At 38.0% G+C, this 15,879-nt stretch carries 16 protein-coding genes; 11 read left to right on the forward strand and 5 right to left on the reverse strand.

Annotated elements, in window-relative coordinates:
- Positions 1-28: 28 nt before the first annotated feature.
- Both JKG61_RS17835 and JKG61_RS17840 read left to right on the forward strand, forming a co-directional pair.
- Positions 29-907 (forward strand): rhomboid family intramembrane serine protease, encoded by an 879-nt coding sequence (locus tag JKG61_RS17835; protein WP_202104316.1) that lies wholly within the window; start codon positions 29-31, stop codon positions 905-907.
- Positions 907-2,019: an endonuclease/exonuclease/phosphatase family protein gene (locus JKG61_RS17840; protein WP_202104317.1), complete on the forward strand. Its 1,113-nt coding sequence runs from the start codon at positions 907-909 to the stop codon at positions 2,017-2,019. The genes JKG61_RS17835 and JKG61_RS17840 overlap by 1 nt, the downstream gene beginning before the upstream one ends.
- Here JKG61_RS17840 and JKG61_RS17845 read toward each other — a convergent pair.
- Positions 2,016-3,638, reverse strand: a complete 1,623-nt coding sequence (locus tag JKG61_RS17845) for a S41 family peptidase (RefSeq protein ID WP_202104318.1) — start codon at positions 3,636-3,638, stop codon at positions 2,016-2,018. The genes JKG61_RS17840 and JKG61_RS17845 overlap by 4 nt on opposite strands.
- Before the next feature lie 334 nt (positions 3,639-3,972).
- On the opposite strand from JKG61_RS17845, the gene JKG61_RS17850 reads away from it, so the two are divergent.
- The 3 genes from JKG61_RS17850 to JKG61_RS17860 all read left to right on the forward strand — a co-directional run bounded on the left by JKG61_RS17850 (position 3,973) and on the right by JKG61_RS17860 (position 6,563).
- Positions 3,973-4,542 (forward strand): hypothetical protein, encoded by a 570-nt coding sequence (locus JKG61_RS17850; RefSeq protein WP_202104319.1) that lies wholly within the window; start codon positions 3,973-3,975, stop codon positions 4,540-4,542.
- 86 nt (positions 4,543-4,628) lie between these two features.
- The gene (gene fumC / locus JKG61_RS17855; protein WP_202104320.1) at positions 4,629-6,026 is read left to right on the forward strand and encodes a class II fumarate hydratase; all 1,398 of its coding nucleotides are present in this window, start codon (positions 4,629-4,631) and stop codon (positions 6,024-6,026) included.
- 3 nt (positions 6,027-6,029) lie between these two features.
- Complete coding sequence (locus tag JKG61_RS17860; protein WP_202104321.1) at positions 6,030-6,563, forward strand: fumarate hydratase; 534 nt, start codon at positions 6,030-6,032, stop codon at positions 6,561-6,563.
- A gap of 38 nt (positions 6,564-6,601) precedes the next feature.
- Here the strand turns inward: JKG61_RS17860 and JKG61_RS17865 are convergent, their stop codons facing one another.
- Positions 6,602-7,708: a toxic anion resistance protein gene (locus JKG61_RS17865; RefSeq protein WP_202104322.1), complete on the reverse strand. Its 1,107-nt coding sequence runs from the start codon at positions 7,706-7,708 to the stop codon at positions 6,602-6,604.
- Between the two features lie 7 nt (positions 7,709-7,715).
- Positions 7,716-8,492, reverse strand: coding sequence for a hypothetical protein (locus JKG61_RS17870; protein WP_202104323.1), 777 nt, complete (start codon positions 8,490-8,492; stop codon positions 7,716-7,718).
- A gap of 108 nt (positions 8,493-8,600) precedes the next feature.
- Here JKG61_RS17870 and JKG61_RS17875 point away from each other — a divergent pair, with 108 nt between their 5' ends.
- Positions 8,601-9,614, forward strand: a complete 1,014-nt coding sequence (locus JKG61_RS17875; protein ID WP_202104324.1) for an acyltransferase — start codon at positions 8,601-8,603, stop codon at positions 9,612-9,614.
- Between the two features lie 2 nt (positions 9,615-9,616).
- On the opposite strand, the gene JKG61_RS17880 is transcribed toward JKG61_RS17875, so the two are convergent.
- Together JKG61_RS17880 and JKG61_RS17885 are read right to left on the reverse strand one after the other, a co-directional pair.
- On the reverse strand, positions 9,617-10,855 hold the full coding sequence (locus JKG61_RS17880) for an ROK family transcriptional regulator (protein ID WP_202104325.1): 1,239 nt from the start codon (positions 10,853-10,855) through the stop codon (positions 9,617-9,619).
- A gap of 210 nt (positions 10,856-11,065) precedes the next feature.
- Positions 11,066-11,443, reverse strand: coding sequence for a DUF3127 domain-containing protein (locus JKG61_RS17885; protein WP_202104326.1), 378 nt, complete (start codon positions 11,441-11,443; stop codon positions 11,066-11,068).
- A 67-nt stretch (positions 11,444-11,510) separates the two neighbouring features.
- Between JKG61_RS17885 and JKG61_RS17890 the strand changes: the two genes are divergently transcribed.
- Genes JKG61_RS17890 through JKG61_RS17910 form a run of 5 tightly spaced genes read left to right on the forward strand, consistent with a single transcriptional unit; the run spans position 11,511 to position 15,833 of the window.
- The gene (locus JKG61_RS17890; protein WP_202104327.1) at positions 11,511-12,674 is read left to right on the forward strand and encodes a THUMP domain-containing class I SAM-dependent RNA methyltransferase; all 1,164 of its coding nucleotides are present in this window, start codon (positions 11,511-11,513) and stop codon (positions 12,672-12,674) included.
- 4 nt (positions 12,675-12,678) lie between these two features.
- Positions 12,679-13,326 carry an HD domain-containing protein gene (locus JKG61_RS17895; protein ID WP_202104328.1) on the forward strand — a complete coding sequence of 216 codons (648 nt, stop codon included), beginning with the start codon at positions 12,679-12,681 and terminating at the stop codon, positions 13,324-13,326.
- A 40-nt stretch (positions 13,327-13,366) separates the two neighbouring features.
- Positions 13,367-14,212 carry a phosphodiester glycosidase family protein gene (locus tag JKG61_RS17900; RefSeq protein WP_202104329.1) on the forward strand — a complete coding sequence of 282 codons (846 nt, stop codon included), beginning with the start codon at positions 13,367-13,369 and terminating at the stop codon, positions 14,210-14,212.
- Positions 14,213-14,233: 21 nt separating this feature from the next.
- Positions 14,234-14,998, forward strand: a complete 765-nt coding sequence (locus tag JKG61_RS17905) for a glycerophosphodiester phosphodiesterase family protein (RefSeq protein WP_202104330.1) — start codon at positions 14,234-14,236, stop codon at positions 14,996-14,998.
- Between the two features lies 1 nt (position 14,999).
- Positions 15,000-15,833 (forward strand): endonuclease/exonuclease/phosphatase family protein, encoded by an 834-nt coding sequence (locus tag JKG61_RS17910; protein ID WP_202104331.1) that lies wholly within the window; start codon positions 15,000-15,002, stop codon positions 15,831-15,833.
- Positions 15,834-15,879: the final 46 nt, after the last annotated feature.

Below are 15,879 nucleotides of genomic sequence, written 5' to 3' on the forward strand. Positions count from 1 at the left end.
CATATAAAATATTTAATCTAGAAATGACATGAGGGAAAATGTCTTAAAATCGTTTGTTAGGGATACCTATAAAAATACATCTTCTATTCCGTACATCATTACAGGACAGGTCCTCATGTTTGTATTGATACACGTTTTTGAACTCTTATCCTTTGATGAGATTATAGCCGTTGATCTATTCCAATGGACTTACCAGCATCTCAGTCTATCGAATTCGATCAAGGTATTTATTCAACAGCCTTGGTCTTTATTTACACACCCATTTATCTATAAAGGGATATTCAACCTCCTTTTTGATTGTCTCTGGCTGTATTGGATCGGTAATATATTTTTAAATTTCCTGAACAACAGACAGCTATTGACTGTGTTTCTAGGGGGATTGTTTATCGGCGGATTACTATACATAGCAATCGGTTCTTTCCCATACTTTTCCAATCCGACAAGATACTGGAATACAACCACATTCGGATTAGCAGCATTAATGAGTAGCGTAATGACACTTGTTCCAAACTTAGAAATCAGAATGTTCTTTTTTGGAAATATCCGGCTAAAAACAATCGCTATTATTTATATAGGTCTACAATTTATATTTCTAATCATAGAAATTCCTGCTGCAGGTGTTGCTTATCTTCCTATAGCTTGCTTAGGTGGGTGCTTTATATGGCAACTTCAAAACGGAAACGATTGGAGCGGGCTTTTCAAAAAAAATAGACGAGCTAAACATCTGCGGGTTGTAGAAGGAAAGAGTATTCATGACCTTATCAATACAAAACGAAAGCACCCTACGGATCTACCTAACCAAGATCTCGTGGATCAAATATTGGACAAAATTTCGGCAAGTGGTTATGAAAGTCTAAATTCGCACGAGAAGGAAGTTCTATTCAAGGCGAGTAAGCAGGATGAGTAATGAGAAAAAGATCTTTTTTACAGAAAAAGCTTGGCTATTTTAGCAGAACAGTGTTTATTGCAAACATCTTTGCTATAGTTGCCCTATTATTAAGCTATTCTGCTTCCTTTATTGATCCTCAACAATTTTGGCCTATAGCATTCTTTGGGCTCGGGTTCCTCCCCATTCTAGTTATCAATATCGGATTTATTGTCTATTGGTTTTTAAGAAAGAAACGATACGCTTTACTAAGTTTGGTTGCAATCCTAATAGGATGGAGCCTCTTGGGAAAGCATATCAACTTTAAGAATAATACAGATAAAATTGTTGTCAAAGCTGATACAACACTACGCGTTATGAGCTTTAACGTTCATCTCTTTGAAAAGTACAATAGTCCAAAAGACAATTTCAGAGAAGAAACGGCAGAATTAGTAAATACAGTGAACCCCGACATTATCTGTTTTCAAGAGTTTTACAGTCGTATCCGAGGATCAAAACAATTTACAAAACTACTCAAAGCAGAAGGAAAGTTTGAAGATTATTATTTTGAACCCGTCTCTAAAAATGACTATGAGGGATATGGTCAAGCCATATTTTCAAAATTCCCCATAATAGACCATGGAACTATATTCAAAAATGGATATGGTATAAACCGGATTATCTTTGCAGACATCAAACGAGAAGCAGATACCTTACGGGTTTATAATGTGCATCTCCGTTCATTTGCACTACAAGAAGAAGACAAAGAGTTCATACAGCTGTCTGCTGCAGCCCAAGTTAAAGATGAACAGAAAACAAAACAAGTGGGCCGTAAACTCAAAAGAGCTTTTACTAATCGCAGTGAACAAGCTAAATCCCTACGAAGACACATTGAGTCATGCCCGTATCCTTATATCGTCATGGGTGACTTCAACGACACCCCCATGTCCTACAGTGTGAATATCGTAGGAAGAGACATGTATAATGCATTCGAAGAAAAGGGGTTTGGTTGGGGAGTTACTCATTTTGGAATGCTACCTTTATTTCAAATCGACTATATATTATGCGATAAGGCAATCACAGTAGACAATTATGGTATTATTAAAGAGCGGTTATCAGATCACTATCCGATCTGGGCGGATCTCATTCATTAACCTGCTGCAATATCTTTGACAGTTTCAGGCAGCAATAACTCGATAGCACGCCTTACATATTCGTCTCTCCTATTCTTGACTTTAAAATAGGCTTCTCTACCAAAATAATAACGTCCCACTATCGCCTCAATATCAGACTGTATCAATTTCAAAAGGTCTTTACTTCGCTGCTCATTTACCACAATATCCCGATCTTTCAAATAAAGCATAAATTGATTATACTCAGCCTGCGGCAGATGATATCCCTGAATAAAATTCTCTATCGAATAAGCTGGCAATTGCTTGGTGAATCGCTCGTAGACAAACTGCTCGAGATAGTTAGACTTTATAATTTCCTGGTAAAGCAAGCTCAACGCATTAGAATCAATTGATATTTTGACATCAGGACTTATTCCGCCCCCACTAAACAACTCCCGACCTGCTAGTGTTTTATACATCTGGGCATTCGCAAAAGTAGTATCGAGTACCCATAATCCTCTGTACATACTCGCATAGTCGATCATATTTGACCAATTTGCTGTATATTTTTTTTGTATACTACGCCCCAATGGGGTATAATATCTTGAAATACTAAGATTTATTCTTGAACCATCTAAAAAATCAAACTGTTCTTGGACAATACCTTTCCCATAAGACCTACGCCCCACTATCGTAGCTCTGTCCCAGTCTTGAACAGCTCCTGCTACAATCTCCGACGCTGAGGCGGTACCTTCGTTAATCAGAACGATCAACTTCCCATCCGTATACTCGCCTTCACCTTCAGAATAATACTCACGCTTATTCTCATGAGCGCCCTCGGTATAGACCAACATCTTTCGATCTTTGAAAAACTCACTAGCCAGACGAATAGCGATATGAAAATACCCCCCTCCATTGTCACGCAGGTCTAAAATAAGATTTTGAGCACCTTGCTTCTTCAGTTCCTTTATAGTAGTTTTAAAATCCTCAGCAGTTTTTAACCCAAATCGCCTTATTCTGACGTAACCAATAGTTGGCTTTACCATGTAAGAGACATCTATAGAACTTACATTAACCTGATCCCGGATAACTTTAAAAGGCTCGCTTCTAACATCATTATCCCTAGCAACATAAATAGCTACGCTAGACCCTTTTTTACCCCTCACCATCCTGTCTACTACGGATTGCGCTACCTTTCTCCCCGAAACATAAGTAGAATCTATCCGTAATATACGATCTCCCACCTTTAATCCCGCCTTTTCAGCAGGTCCATTACTTATAACCCCAACAACCAACAGCGTATCATGGAGATTAAAGAACTCTAAACCGATCCCTTCAAATGTCCCTTCTAAAGCCTCAGACTGTGCTTTAGATTCATTAGGTAATAAGTAAGAAGAATAGGGGTCAAGGTGAGCTACAATATGGTTAATAGCCCCATTCTGCAAAGAATCCACATTTAAACTGTCGACATAACTATTCGATAAGAGATCGAGTACTTGTTGGATCTTATACGAATTATCAGACAGGCCAATAGGGATTAAAGAGCTCCCTGGGTTATTACTTTGTTGGTCTACGTAGTTTTGTCCAAGAATCAATCCTAAAAATAGCGTTGCCGCATAAGTTGCAGCTACAAAAATATTCCGTCCAGTACCTTTTTGCATTTAATTAATCCGTATGCATCTCAACTAGGATGTATGTGTTACAGTGATGATAATTTGCCCGAAGAAACACATTGTTCAAAGATACCAAAATAACTGCCAAACTATTTAATATCAACAAATAATTATGAAATATCCATGAAGCACAGACTGCACAAACACGAATGACTATAGTTTGGATATTCCATATGACAGATAAAAAACAGATTATAGACATATGAAATACTCATGTTTAACAAAGCAAAAACACCCATGAGTATTCCATATGACCATTTAAGAAAAAATTATACACATATGAAATATCCAAATCTTTTTATTTACGTTTGAAAAAAAGTATATGCACGAGATCGAACCATATTACAAATGGCGCCATGATTACATTTCGTCGGAGGATGAAAAATCTCCATTTTATGGCACAATATATAATGAATTTGAATTTGACAAACAAGTCTATAACTTTCTTCTTCATCCGCAATGGGACGATTTTGGTTCGCAGACCCTCTACTTGAAAATATTATATGCCGATTATGACCATGGTTACGCGATTATCGAATTGATCGGCGAATGGAACGATGCGATCTACAATGATATTATGTTGTTAAAACGTGAAGTAATCGATATTTTAATACAGGAGGGGATTAACAAATACATCCTTATTGGTGAAAACATATTAAACTTTCATGCATCGGATGACGCCTACTATGAGGAATGGTTTCAAGACATTGATGACGGATGGATAGCTGGGTTACATTTTAGAGAGCACGTCATACAAGAATTCCAAAATAGTAACATTGACTATTACGTTAATTTTGGAGGCATCCTGAACGAAATACCTTGGCGCACACTAAACCCAAAGCAACTCTACTACCATATCCGTGAACACCTACAAAGAAGATTGGGAGAATAGATAAGCATTAAGTAACTTTGTCGGTAGGATTGCTATCTAAAGAAAGAGATTCGGGAATTTTAATTTTTAATTTTCACTTTAATACTATGTCATTCAGAATAGAAAAAGATACTATGGGTGAAGTTCAGGTACCTGCAGACAAATACTGGGGAGCCCAAACAGAACGTTCACGCAACAACTTCAAAATCGGACCAGCAGCTTCTATGCCGCATGAAATTGTAGAGGGGTTCGCCTATCTAAAAAAAGCTGCAGCTTACGCAAACCATGAACTGGGAGTACTTCCGGTTGAAAAACGAGATGCTATCGCTACTGTTTGTGATGAGATACTCGCAGGTAAATTGGATGATCAGTTCCCTTTAGTAATTTGGCAAACTGGTTCGGGCACGCAGTCCAATATGAACGTGAATGAAGTTATTGCAAACCGTGCTCAGGTATTAGCCGGTGGCACTATCGGTGAAGGAGAGCCTGTTCTAAAGGCAAACGATGACGTCAATAAATCACAGTCATCCAATGATACATTTCCTACGGGAATGCACATTGCCGCTTATAAAGCGGTCGTAGAGGTTACAATCCCAGGTGTCGAAAAACTGCGCGATACGCTAAAAAGTAAGTCTGAAGAATTTATGAATGTAGTCAAGATCGGTCGCACACATCTAATGGATGCCACCCCTTTAACGCTAGGTCAAGAATTATCAGGTTATGTAGCACAGTTAAACTACGGAATTAAAGCTGTAAAAAATACTTTAGCACATCTTTCCGAAGTCGCCCTTGGAGGTACTGCAGTAGGAACAGGTCTAAATACTCCGCAAGGTTACGATGTACTCGTTGCGAAGTATATCGCCCAGTTTACAGGCCACCCATTCATTACTGCAGAGAATAAATTTGAAGCTCTCGCTTCTCATGATGCCATTGTAGAAACACATGGCGCGCTTAAACAACTTGCTGTTGCGTTAAATAAAATAGCAAATGATATCCGAATGCTAGCTTCTGGTCCTCGCTCCGGTATTGGCGAAATATTGATTCCTGAAAACGAGCCGGGATCATCTATCATGCCTGGAAAAGTTAACCCAACACAATGTGAAGCTTTGACAATGGTCGCTGCACAGGTGATGGGCAATGACGTTGCGATCACAATCGGTGGCACACAGGGGCACTACGAACTCAATGTATTCAAACCCGTAATGGCAGCTAACTTTTTGCAGTCGGCCCGATTAATCGGTGACGCATGTATATCATTTGAAGCACACTGTGCCGCAGGTATTGAACCAAATTACGCACGTATTAAAGAGCTTGTCGACAATTCATTAATGCTGGTTACCGCATTAAATACTAAAATAGGCTATTATAAGGCAGCAGAAATCGCACAAACGGCGCACAAGAACAATTCTACATTGAAAGAGACTGCTATTGCATTAGGTTATGTTACTGCAGAGCAGTTTGATGAGTGGGTAAAACCTGAAGAAATGGTCGGTAGCTTAAAATAACCTGTGCAGACATATCTAAAAAAACATACTAAACAAATTGCATACCTAGGATTTTTCTTAGGTATGCTTGTAGTGTCTACAGGATGTCAGCGACATTCTGAAATGCAGACAGAAGGTGTTTCTTTCCTTCAAGGTGTATGGGTTCAAGACAGTATCCCTCAACAACAGCAAATGCTCAATTTTACGCTACATGAATTCACCTTTACCTGCGATTCCTTGTACACCAAAATGCATGTGCATGCCAAGACAAAAACAATACCTGACAGCTGTTTTAACAACGGATCATGGACAGAATATGCTAAAGCGGTATATGTACTAAGAGGAGATAGCATTATCGCAGAAGGAATATACACTAAAGAAAATGGAAAACAGAAAATATCCGGATGTTACAAAAGTGGACAATATCTACCCCGGTTCAAATTAGTATACCATAATGAGGACTCCGTCGTATTAGAGAACAAATTTGATTCTCGACCAATCATACTACGGAAGACCAAAGACATCACCTGTGTCCCTAAAAAACGCTGGGAAATGTAGAAACACAAAAGAGCCACAACTATTTGCGGCTCTTTTGTTTAATTTATTAGCTTAGAATCATCAGAAGACTTGAGAAGATTTGTCTTTAATTCATTTTCAGACTGCAACAACTCTTGTTCTACGACTTTACGTTTTTCGCGGCCATCGCGCTGTATCTGTAGTACCTGTTCAATAGTGTTTATAATATCGGAGTTTGCCTTTTTGATCGTTTCGATATCAACGATCCCGCGCTCGGTCTCTCGTGCAACATTAATTGTTGATTCCTTAAGCATTTCAGAATTTTTCCGCAGCAGTTCATTTGTTGCATCGGTCACCGCCTTTTGAGCCTCCAGAGCACGTTGTGCATGAGCGATCCCCAAGGTAAGCACCATCTGATTCTTCCATAATGGTAGTGTATTGACAATACTGGACTGTATTTTTTCCATCAAAGAACTACTATTACTCTGTATCATACGAATCTGAGGCGCAGTCTGCAGAACAACCATACGTGTCAATTTAAGATCATGGATTTTCCGTTCAAACCGTACGACATGTTGCTCCATATCTTTGTACGCCTGTATTTTATGCTGATCGCCAGACTCCTCCGCCTCCTTTTTTAACTCTGGTAGCGTAACACGGTGTACTTCTTCCAACTTTTCCTCCCCTGCAGCAATGTGTAAAGACAACTCTTTAAAGTAATTTTGATTTTCGACAAATAGTTTATCAAAAATATTGACATCTTTCAGAAGGTTCTTGTAATGCCCCTCTAACTTCAATTCGATCTGATGAATATTCTTCTCAACGGAAGCATACTCGGTACGCATACGTTGGATTTTTTTCTTAACGGTATCAAAAAAAGGAATGAGGGGCTTCTTATTTAAATTCTCATCAAAAGATTTGATGTCCGAACGGAGATTCAAAAGAATTTCCTCTGCCCCGCCCATATCTTTAGTTCGGACTTGCTTTAATATTTCATTAGAAAAATTACTCACCTTCGTCTGGCTTGCAACACCAAATTGGATGATATCCGTTGTAGAGTTAAGATTTATCTTGTCTTTATATTGTTGAACTAATGCTTTTTCTTCCGGCGAAAAACTCACCTGCATTTCCTTACTTTTATCTGTATTATTTTCCTCCTCGTAATTGGTCAAGTCTATAGTAGCCATATTATATTTAATCTTTTAAAAGGTTCTTATTTTTTAAAGTTTGTAAGTACACGTCGGACTCCGCTGAAACATCTAACAATCTCGCTTTGATCAAATTGGTAACATCCAGTTCTATTGCATTGGCTGCTTGGGCAAGCACTGCTTCCAATTTATTTTTTGACTCTAGCGTCACCTGATTATTTAATCTTGTGTTTTCGAGATCATCATACTCTCGAAGAACGTTGACTACAGTACCGTGTCTTACCAGAAATTTCTCCGCTTCCTGCACGTCTCTCTGCTCCAGTAAATGAAAAAGCCGGACAATCTTATCGACATATTGCTGTATATTTCTATTATCAACTTCCTTTTGAAAATAAAGTAGTTTAGTAACAAATGATTGTGGTGTCTCTATCTGTGCTTGAGCCAGCTCCAAACGACGTTGATCCGCCAAGGTATTAATCCATGTCAATGAGCGGACCTCGCCTAGTTCCAGTCTTTGTAAATAGGATTTCGATTGGTTTAACAACAGTCCATTCCCAATAATATAAGAAGAGATATATCCACAGACTGTTAACAACATGCCTTGCGACATCGCTCCTGCAAAGATATAGAAAGAATAAAAAAGACCAAACTGTACAAAAAGCAATAGCCAAGATAATAAGTACCATGACCTTACTTTGCTCTTAGATGCCTGAGACATCATTACAAATGGATGAATAGGGGGGGCAAACATCAAAATAGACAGAAATGTCCACTTTAATTGTCCCAACTCCCAGCGTTTACTCTTTTTTGTGGCCCAACCCATAATGCAATTTAATTATTTTTTTTGGTAAACATTAATAATTCAATTATACCAAACATCAATATCAACAGAGTATCCAATTCTTGTTCCAATTATATATATTTTTACATCATGGCAGAAAAAAACCGTCACATTATTTACCTACGTGTCATTGCGACAGTCTTCGTAGTCTTAATCCATGCTTCAACAGGGTTTCTTTACCGTGTGGACACAAATTCATTTGATTGGAACTATGCCAATTGGATCAATGCGGCGACTAGGTGTTCTGTCCCCCTATTTGTCGTCATATCAGGCGCATTGTTACTACAGAAGGATGAAAACATATGGGACTTTTATAAAAAACGTCTACCAAAACTGTTATTCCCCTTTCTATTCTGGACAATAGTTTATCTTATTTATTATTTCTATCGATACACCAACTTCGAGAACCTCTCATCTGAAAAAATATGGGCCATAACCCAAGATAAATTATTACACGGAGCCAACGCCCATTTGTGGTATTTATATATGATTATCGGGCTATACCTGACCATCCCTTTCCTAAGAAAGATATTGGTTCAATGCAGTATTAAGGAAATCGAGTGGTTCTTGCTATTGTGGCTCTTAAGCATGTTTGTATCCAATAGAGCATTTTATTCGATTATGCCAAAATTTGACTTAACTTTCTTTTCCGGATACATTGGATATTTAGTACTTGGTCACTATCTCACCATAAAAAGCTTTCATTGGAACAAATTAATCGCCCCATTAGGCTACATAATAATAACAACAGTGACGGCAATGGGCACTTGTATCTTGAATGAAAAAGCAACTTCACTCAACACCCTCCTTTACAACTATGTATTTCCAAACACCGCAATAGCGGCAGTGTTTTTATTTCTATCGCTCCAACCATATTGCCTAAAAGTCAGTACAATACCGAGATGGATTACAATCGTGGATAAATACAGTTTTGGCATCTATCTAAGCCACATCATTCCCCTCAATTTCTTACATCCTTTTTTTTCGCGCCATGCAGACACGGTATGGGTTATCCCCTTAGCAAGTATCAGCACTATAGTAGTTTCTGTATTTTTAACTTTTATACTCCGTAAACTACCTTACGGAAGGTATATTAGTGGATAAACCTAATTAACCGGGAGCAAATCATTATCAAAACAATTAAGAATGAAATAACGGGCTAATCCAAATGTTATATCATTTTCACTCAACTTAGAAAGCACGACCTCACAGTTACTTAAGATTCTCCCCATCGCATAAGTCTGTATTTGTTGCTGAATAGGATTAGTTATCAATGTGGCTGCTTTAGCAAAATTACCTCCTAGAACAACTCTCTCTGGATTAAAAATCTGTACAAATAATGCAATTGCCTTACCTAAGTTCTTACCCAACTCGGTAATCAGCTCGATAGCATACTGGTCCCCTTCTAAAGCCGCATTTATAATATGTTGAGGCAATATATTTTCGCTATTGAACTTTTTTGCTAATAATGTTGGGACATTGTTTTTAATATCCTGACTTGCTCTTTTAACCAGCGATATGCCTGAAGCAACAGTCTCCAAACAGCCTCTTTTCCCACAATAACAAAGCTCGCCGTCTTCAATAAAATTCATATGCCCCATCTCTCCCGAAAAACCATTCTTACCCATATAAATCTCACCTTGAGCAACGATACCGAGGGCCATTCCCCAATCCATCAAAATAGTCAAACCATTTTCGACCTGCTTTAGTGCACCAAAATTCTGTTCGGCATAAGTCGTCAGTTTAACATCATTAACAATATAAACCTTCTTTGAGAAGGATGTTTCCAAATAACTTTTCAAATCAAAGTCAGATTCCGCGTCAAAGAAAAAAGAATAATTTTTTCCTTTAGATTTATCAATCAAACCAGGCATAGAAATAGCTAGACCCGAGATATCCGCCCAGTTCAAATTATACTCAACTACATAATTTTTTATGGTCCGTTCAAATTGTGATAAGCTTTCCAGATCAGTAGACAAATCACTACTATATACCCGCGAAGGAGCAAGAATCTTACTATTATTATCTACAAAAGAAATCTTAACGGAAAATCGGTTTACCTCGACACATAAAACTTTAAAAATACCATCGCTCAATTGATAAAGATTTGGCTTACGTCCACCTATTGACTCTCCTCTTTCATTTTGAATCAATAGCTTTTGATCTATTAATTCGACAATCAAAGCATTCAAAGTGGGAAAACTAATTCCTAAAACCTTCATTAAATCATTGACAGAAATAGCATCTTTATCATACACTGCCCGCAGTAGTCTATTTTTTCGTTGCATAGCACGAATATGCTTTGGATCCGACAAACTTGACAAAAGGCTCTCTAAAATACTCATAAAACAGGTTTCTAATAAAAGTTGACATCTTACATGTATCAACGATTGCTCCTAATATACAACTTAAAATAAATAATAATAAATATTACCTTAAAAATGAAAGTTTATTAAAAAGTTGAGTCATAATGCAGTCTAATTCTTTAAAAAATAGATAAACAAAAAAGCTATTCCATATGGAATAGCTTTTTAAAATTATATTAATCGTATGGATTAAAATGGCAAATCGTCATCATCAGCGCCTGAGGAGCTAATATCGACTGGTGCAGGCATATCTGCATAACCAGGAGTAGATGCTCCACTACCTGTATTAGCGAGTTTAGTAACACGCCAAGCTACTAAAGAGTTGAAATATGTAGTAACTCCTTCTTTATTCGTCCACGGACGTCCACGAAGGTTAAATGACACTTCAACCTCTTCTCCAACCGCCAAGTTGTCAAAGATATTCACTCTATCTTGCGTCGCTTCAAAGCGAATATATTCTACAAACTGTGGGTTCTCGGCGTATGCAACAATAAGATCTCTTTTCTTAAAAGACTCTGTAACCTGCTGCAAAGCACCAACTTCATGTACTTTTCCTCTGATTTCCATATTCAAAATTATTAAACCATAAAATTACACATTTTTTGCGTTCTAGATTAACTAACTTTGCACAAATATGAAGGAAGTTTTCAACACCCCCGAAAAGGTGATCATCACATGCAACAAAAGACTATCACCTTACCTGCAAGAAGAAGTAGTGGCTTTAGGTTTCGATATTAAGCGAGCATTCAATACCGGAGTTGAACTCCATGCGTCTATAAATGACTGCATCAGACTTAATTTAAACCTGCGTACTGCGAGCCAGGTTCTCTATCAGATAGGATCTTTTCGCGCTGATAATCCCCAAGAATTATATGAAGGTCTATTAAAAATAGAATGGGAAAATATGATCCCGTTTGACGGATATTTCTCGGTGACATCCAATGTTCATAACGATACGATCACAACCCCATTATTCGCTAATGTCAAAGTGAAAGATGCTATCGTAGACCGTATAAAAGAAAAAAAAGGGGTACGTCCTAACTCCGGCCCAGATCTTTTCAAGTCTGTTGTACACTTACATTGGATGGAAGACCGTGCGGAGATATTTTTAGATACTTCTGGCGAAACATTAGCAAAACATGGCTATAGGAAACACCCAGGAAAAGCGCCCATGCTTGAAGCTCTAGCTACATCAACCATATTGGCAACCAAATGGGATGGAAAATCTCCTTTCGTCAATCCCATGTGCGGCTCGGGGACTCTAGCCATTGAAGCGGCCTTGCTTGCACAAAATAGAATGCCAGGGCTTCAGCGTATGAACTACTCTTTTATGCATTTCATCGGGTATGACGAAAGCGTCTTCTTTAATGAAAGGAAGCTCCTGAAAGAAAAGGCTGACAAATCACAAACGCCTCCTATCATAGCCTCCGACATTTCTGAACAAGCCGTAGAAATCGCAAAAATAAATGCGAAAACTGCAGGAGTAGAACATTTAATCACCTTCCAAGTTGGTGATTTTGCGGATACCACCGTACCAGACGGACCTGGAGTTATTATGTTCAATCCAGAATATGGCGAACGACTAGGTACGCACACCAAATTGGAGATCACCTACAAAAGAATAGGAGATTTCATGAAACAGGAATGTAAGGGTTATCGCGGCTATGTATTTACGGGGAATCCTGATCTAGCAAAGAAAATTGGATTAAAGGCATCTAGAAGATTTGAATTCTTTAATGGTAAGTTAGATTGTAGGTTACTGCAATATGAACTCTATGATGGAAGCAAAGAAAACTAAAACCATGCAAAATGTAATTAATCAGACGATTGTATTCGTACAGGAAACACTGAAAAATGCCGAAGCAGGCCACGATTGGTGGCACATACAACGTGTATGGAACAATACAAAACTGATATTGGAGACAGAAAAAGCAGATCAGCTGGTGTGCGAACTAACTGCGCTCTTGCATGACATCGCAGACAGCAAGTTCCATCATGGCGATGAGCAGTTGGGGCCTCAGATTGCTGGTGATTTCCTAACATCTATAGCTGTAGAGCAAAGTGTGATTGAACATGTGAAAAATATTATGCTAAACATGTCCTTTAAAGCATCCTTGGGTACTATAAACTTTCACTCTAAAGAAATGGAAATCGTTCAAGATGCAGACCGTCTGGATGCGATAGGCGCAATAGGAATAGCCAGAGCGTTTACCTATGGCGGATTTAAGAATAGGGAAATCCATAATCCTCACATTCCAATTCAAACGAAATTGGACAAGGAATCCTACAAAAACACAACCGCTCCCACAATAAACCACTTTTATGAAAAGTTGCTCTTATTAAAAGATAAAATGAATACCTCTACTGCAAAACGGATAGCAGAAGAACGCCATAAATACATGGAGGGCTTTTTGCAACAATTTCATAGCGAATGGAATGGTTTAAAGTAAGTTAATCATTTATTAACAAAAGATTCTTAAATTAGGCAGTATGAAATCTAAACATACTGCCTTTTTATTTTTATTAACACTACTATCTACAGTCCTCCACAATATCAGTTATGGACAAGATATCGATTCGGTCAACTTTTGTAACACGAAATGGCGCACCTCGGCCGTAGATAAAGGGATCTATTGGAAACAAGCGAATATCATTGATCTCTTCAACAGTCGCCAGGAGGTGAATATTATAGAAATCGATTTAAAAAAACACAACAAATCACTCCGTTTAGCAGCGCTGGCAAACAGTTTAAAAAAAACATCTACTCTCGCTCAGCAGCACCATGCAATTGTAGCTATCAATGGTGGCTTTTTCAATATGAAAAATGGAGGGGCTGTTGATTTTATTAAAGTTGAGGACACTATAGTCAATACTACAGCAAGCCCATCACTGAGAGCCAACGCCTATTTTGCTTTCAATTCTAGAAAAACGATAATTACTACAGATTCTAGTCAAACTTCTCCCTATCCCAATGTTCTATTATCAGGCCCTCTTCTAGTAAAAGACAGTAGGCAACAGCAACTTGCAAAAAATGCTTTTAATGACAACAGGCATCCGAGAACTGCTATCGCACTCAAAGGCAATAAACTCATCCTCTGTACTGTAGACGGGCGAAACGCAAACTCCCAAGGTCTTAATCTGGAGGAATTAAGCAAAATTCTTCGGTGGTATGGCTGTCATGATGCTATGAACCTAGACGGTGGAGGAAGTACAACGATGTATATTAAAGGCCAACCCGACGAAGGTATCGTTAATTATCCAAGCGACAATAAACAATTCGACCATTTGGGAGAACGCTCTGTTGCGAATATCATCTATATTTTTTCAAAGAAATAATCAACCCTAAATCAAAAATACATGAAAAATCTAACCGCATTATTTTTATCTATCTTGTTTATCAACTTAGTAAACGCACAAGAGAGTAAAATTATAGCACACCGCGGTGCTTGGAAAAACACAAACGCACCCCAAAACAGTATTGCTGCTCTCCAAGAAGCAATTAAACAAAACGTATGGGGTAGTGAATTTGATGTACACCTCACCAAAGATGGCGTTCTTGTAGTAAACCATGACAATGATTTCTATGGTATTGATATAGCGACTTCTACTTACGAAGAGCTTCTGACTAAAGAGCACCCTAATGGGGAAAAGATTCCTACTGCTGAGGAATACTTAAAAGAAGGTATTAAGCAGAAAAAAACTAAGCTTATTTACGAACTCAAAACCAACCGTCTTGGTCTTGAAGAAACTTTAAAATCTGTCGAATTTTCCCTTGCCTTAATTAATAAGTTAAATGCGAAGAATAAAGTCGAAGTGATAGCATTCAGTTGGGATGCCTGTTTAAAATTACGATCCATGGATAAAAAGATAAAAATCCATTATTTAAATGGGGACAAAACTCCGCAAGAGCTAAAAGACGCTAAAATATCTGGTTTTGATTACAATATAAATGTATTAAAAAAGAAGCCGGAATGGATTTCTAACGCTCAGACTATAGGCTTGAAAACCAATGTCTGGACGGTCAATAAACAAGAGGACATGGAATACTTCATCCGTCAAAAGACAGATTACATTACTACAGATGAACCGGAATTATTGAAGACTCTATTATCTAGAAAATAATATGAAGAAAACCATAGCTATTCTGTTTTTTTGTAGTTTTTTATTCCAGCTTGTTGCGCAAGAAATCCGTATTGCAAGTTATAACATTAGGCTAAAAACCAATGTTGATACAGGCAACCTATGGGATGATCGTAAAAATGCTTTATGTAATCTGATACAGTTTCACGAATTTGAAATATTTGGTATACAGGAAGGTTTCATGGAACAAATTAAAGATATGCAGGAACATCTTATTGACTATTCCTATATTGGGGTAGGCCGAGATGATGGTGCTGAGAAAGGCGAACATTCTGCAATTTTCTACAATAATAAACGTTTTAAAATGCTAAAAAGCGGCACCTTTTGGTTATCTGACAAAGATACTGAACGGCCCAACAAAGGATGGGATGCTGCCCTTCCAAGAATATGTACATGGGGTATCTTTCAAGATAAAAAGAATGGGAAAAAGTTTATCTTTATGAATACGCATTTTGACCATATCGGTAAAGTAGCGAGACGAGAAAGTGCGAAACAGATCTTGGCTAAAGCAAAAGAATTTGCTCGAGATCTTCCTCTTATACTAACTGGCGATTTTAATGTAGACGAAAAGGACGATGCGTATCTCACCCTAGCCGAGAGCGGATTAGTTCAGGACGCCTACACGCTCGCCAAGTTAAAATACGCCCCAAACTCTACTTTCAATGGGTGGGGGAAGAGTCTAAGAGCTAGTGGAAGAATCGACCATATCTTTATTACTAAGCCGTTCAAGGTGTTAAAGTACGGTATACTTACAGATACCTATATGAATAAGTTCCCATCGGATCATTTCCCTATACTTAGCGTATTGAAGTGGTAGGTTTCTAGCATATACTTTCGTATTTTTGGATCTTAATACGATGTAC

This window comes from Sphingobacterium faecale, from assembly GCF_016746095.1.
Classification (GTDB): domain Bacteria; phylum Bacteroidota; class Bacteroidia; order Sphingobacteriales; family Sphingobacteriaceae; genus Sphingobacterium; species Sphingobacterium faecale.

Bases quoted from the DNA above. Each gene is read 5' to 3' on its own strand.
- JKG61_RS17835 (WP_202104316.1), top strand. From the start codon at position 29: ATGAGGGAAAATGTCTTAAAATCGTTTGTTAGGGATACCTATAAAAAT.
- JKG61_RS17840 (WP_202104317.1), top strand. From the start codon at position 907: ATGAGAAAAAGATCTTTTTTACAGAAAAAGCTTGGCTATTTTAGCAGA.
- JKG61_RS17845 (WP_202104318.1), bottom strand. From the start codon at position 3,638: ATGCAAAAAGGTACTGGACGGAATATTTTTGTAGCTGCAACTTATGCG.
- JKG61_RS17850 (WP_202104319.1), top strand. From the start codon at position 3,973: ATGCACGAGATCGAACCATATTACAAATGGCGCCATGATTACATTTCG.
- fumC (WP_202104320.1), top strand. From the start codon at position 4,629: ATGTCATTCAGAATAGAAAAAGATACTATGGGTGAAGTTCAGGTACCT.
- JKG61_RS17865 (WP_202104322.1), bottom strand. From the start codon at position 7,708: ATGGCTACTATAGACTTGACCAATTACGAGGAGGAAAATAATACAGAT.
- JKG61_RS17870 (WP_202104323.1), bottom strand. From the start codon at position 8,492: ATGGGTTGGGCCACAAAAAAGAGTAAACGCTGGGAGTTGGGACAATTA.
- JKG61_RS17875 (WP_202104324.1), top strand. From the start codon at position 8,601: ATGGCAGAAAAAAACCGTCACATTATTTACCTACGTGTCATTGCGACA.
- JKG61_RS17880 (WP_202104325.1), bottom strand. From the start codon at position 10,855: ATGAGTATTTTAGAGAGCCTTTTGTCAAGTTTGTCGGATCCAAAGCAT.
- JKG61_RS17885 (WP_202104326.1), bottom strand. From the start codon at position 11,443: ATGGAAATCAGAGGAAAAGTACATGAAGTTGGTGCTTTGCAGCAGGTT.
- JKG61_RS17890 (WP_202104327.1), top strand. From the start codon at position 11,511: ATGAAGGAAGTTTTCAACACCCCCGAAAAGGTGATCATCACATGCAAC.
- JKG61_RS17895 (WP_202104328.1), top strand. From the start codon at position 12,679: ATGCAAAATGTAATTAATCAGACGATTGTATTCGTACAGGAAACACTG.
- JKG61_RS17900 (WP_202104329.1), top strand. From the start codon at position 13,367: ATGAAATCTAAACATACTGCCTTTTTATTTTTATTAACACTACTATCT.
- JKG61_RS17905 (WP_202104330.1), top strand. From the start codon at position 14,234: ATGAAAAATCTAACCGCATTATTTTTATCTATCTTGTTTATCAACTTA.
- JKG61_RS17910 (WP_202104331.1), top strand. From the start codon at position 15,000: ATGAAGAAAACCATAGCTATTCTGTTTTTTTGTAGTTTTTTATTCCAG.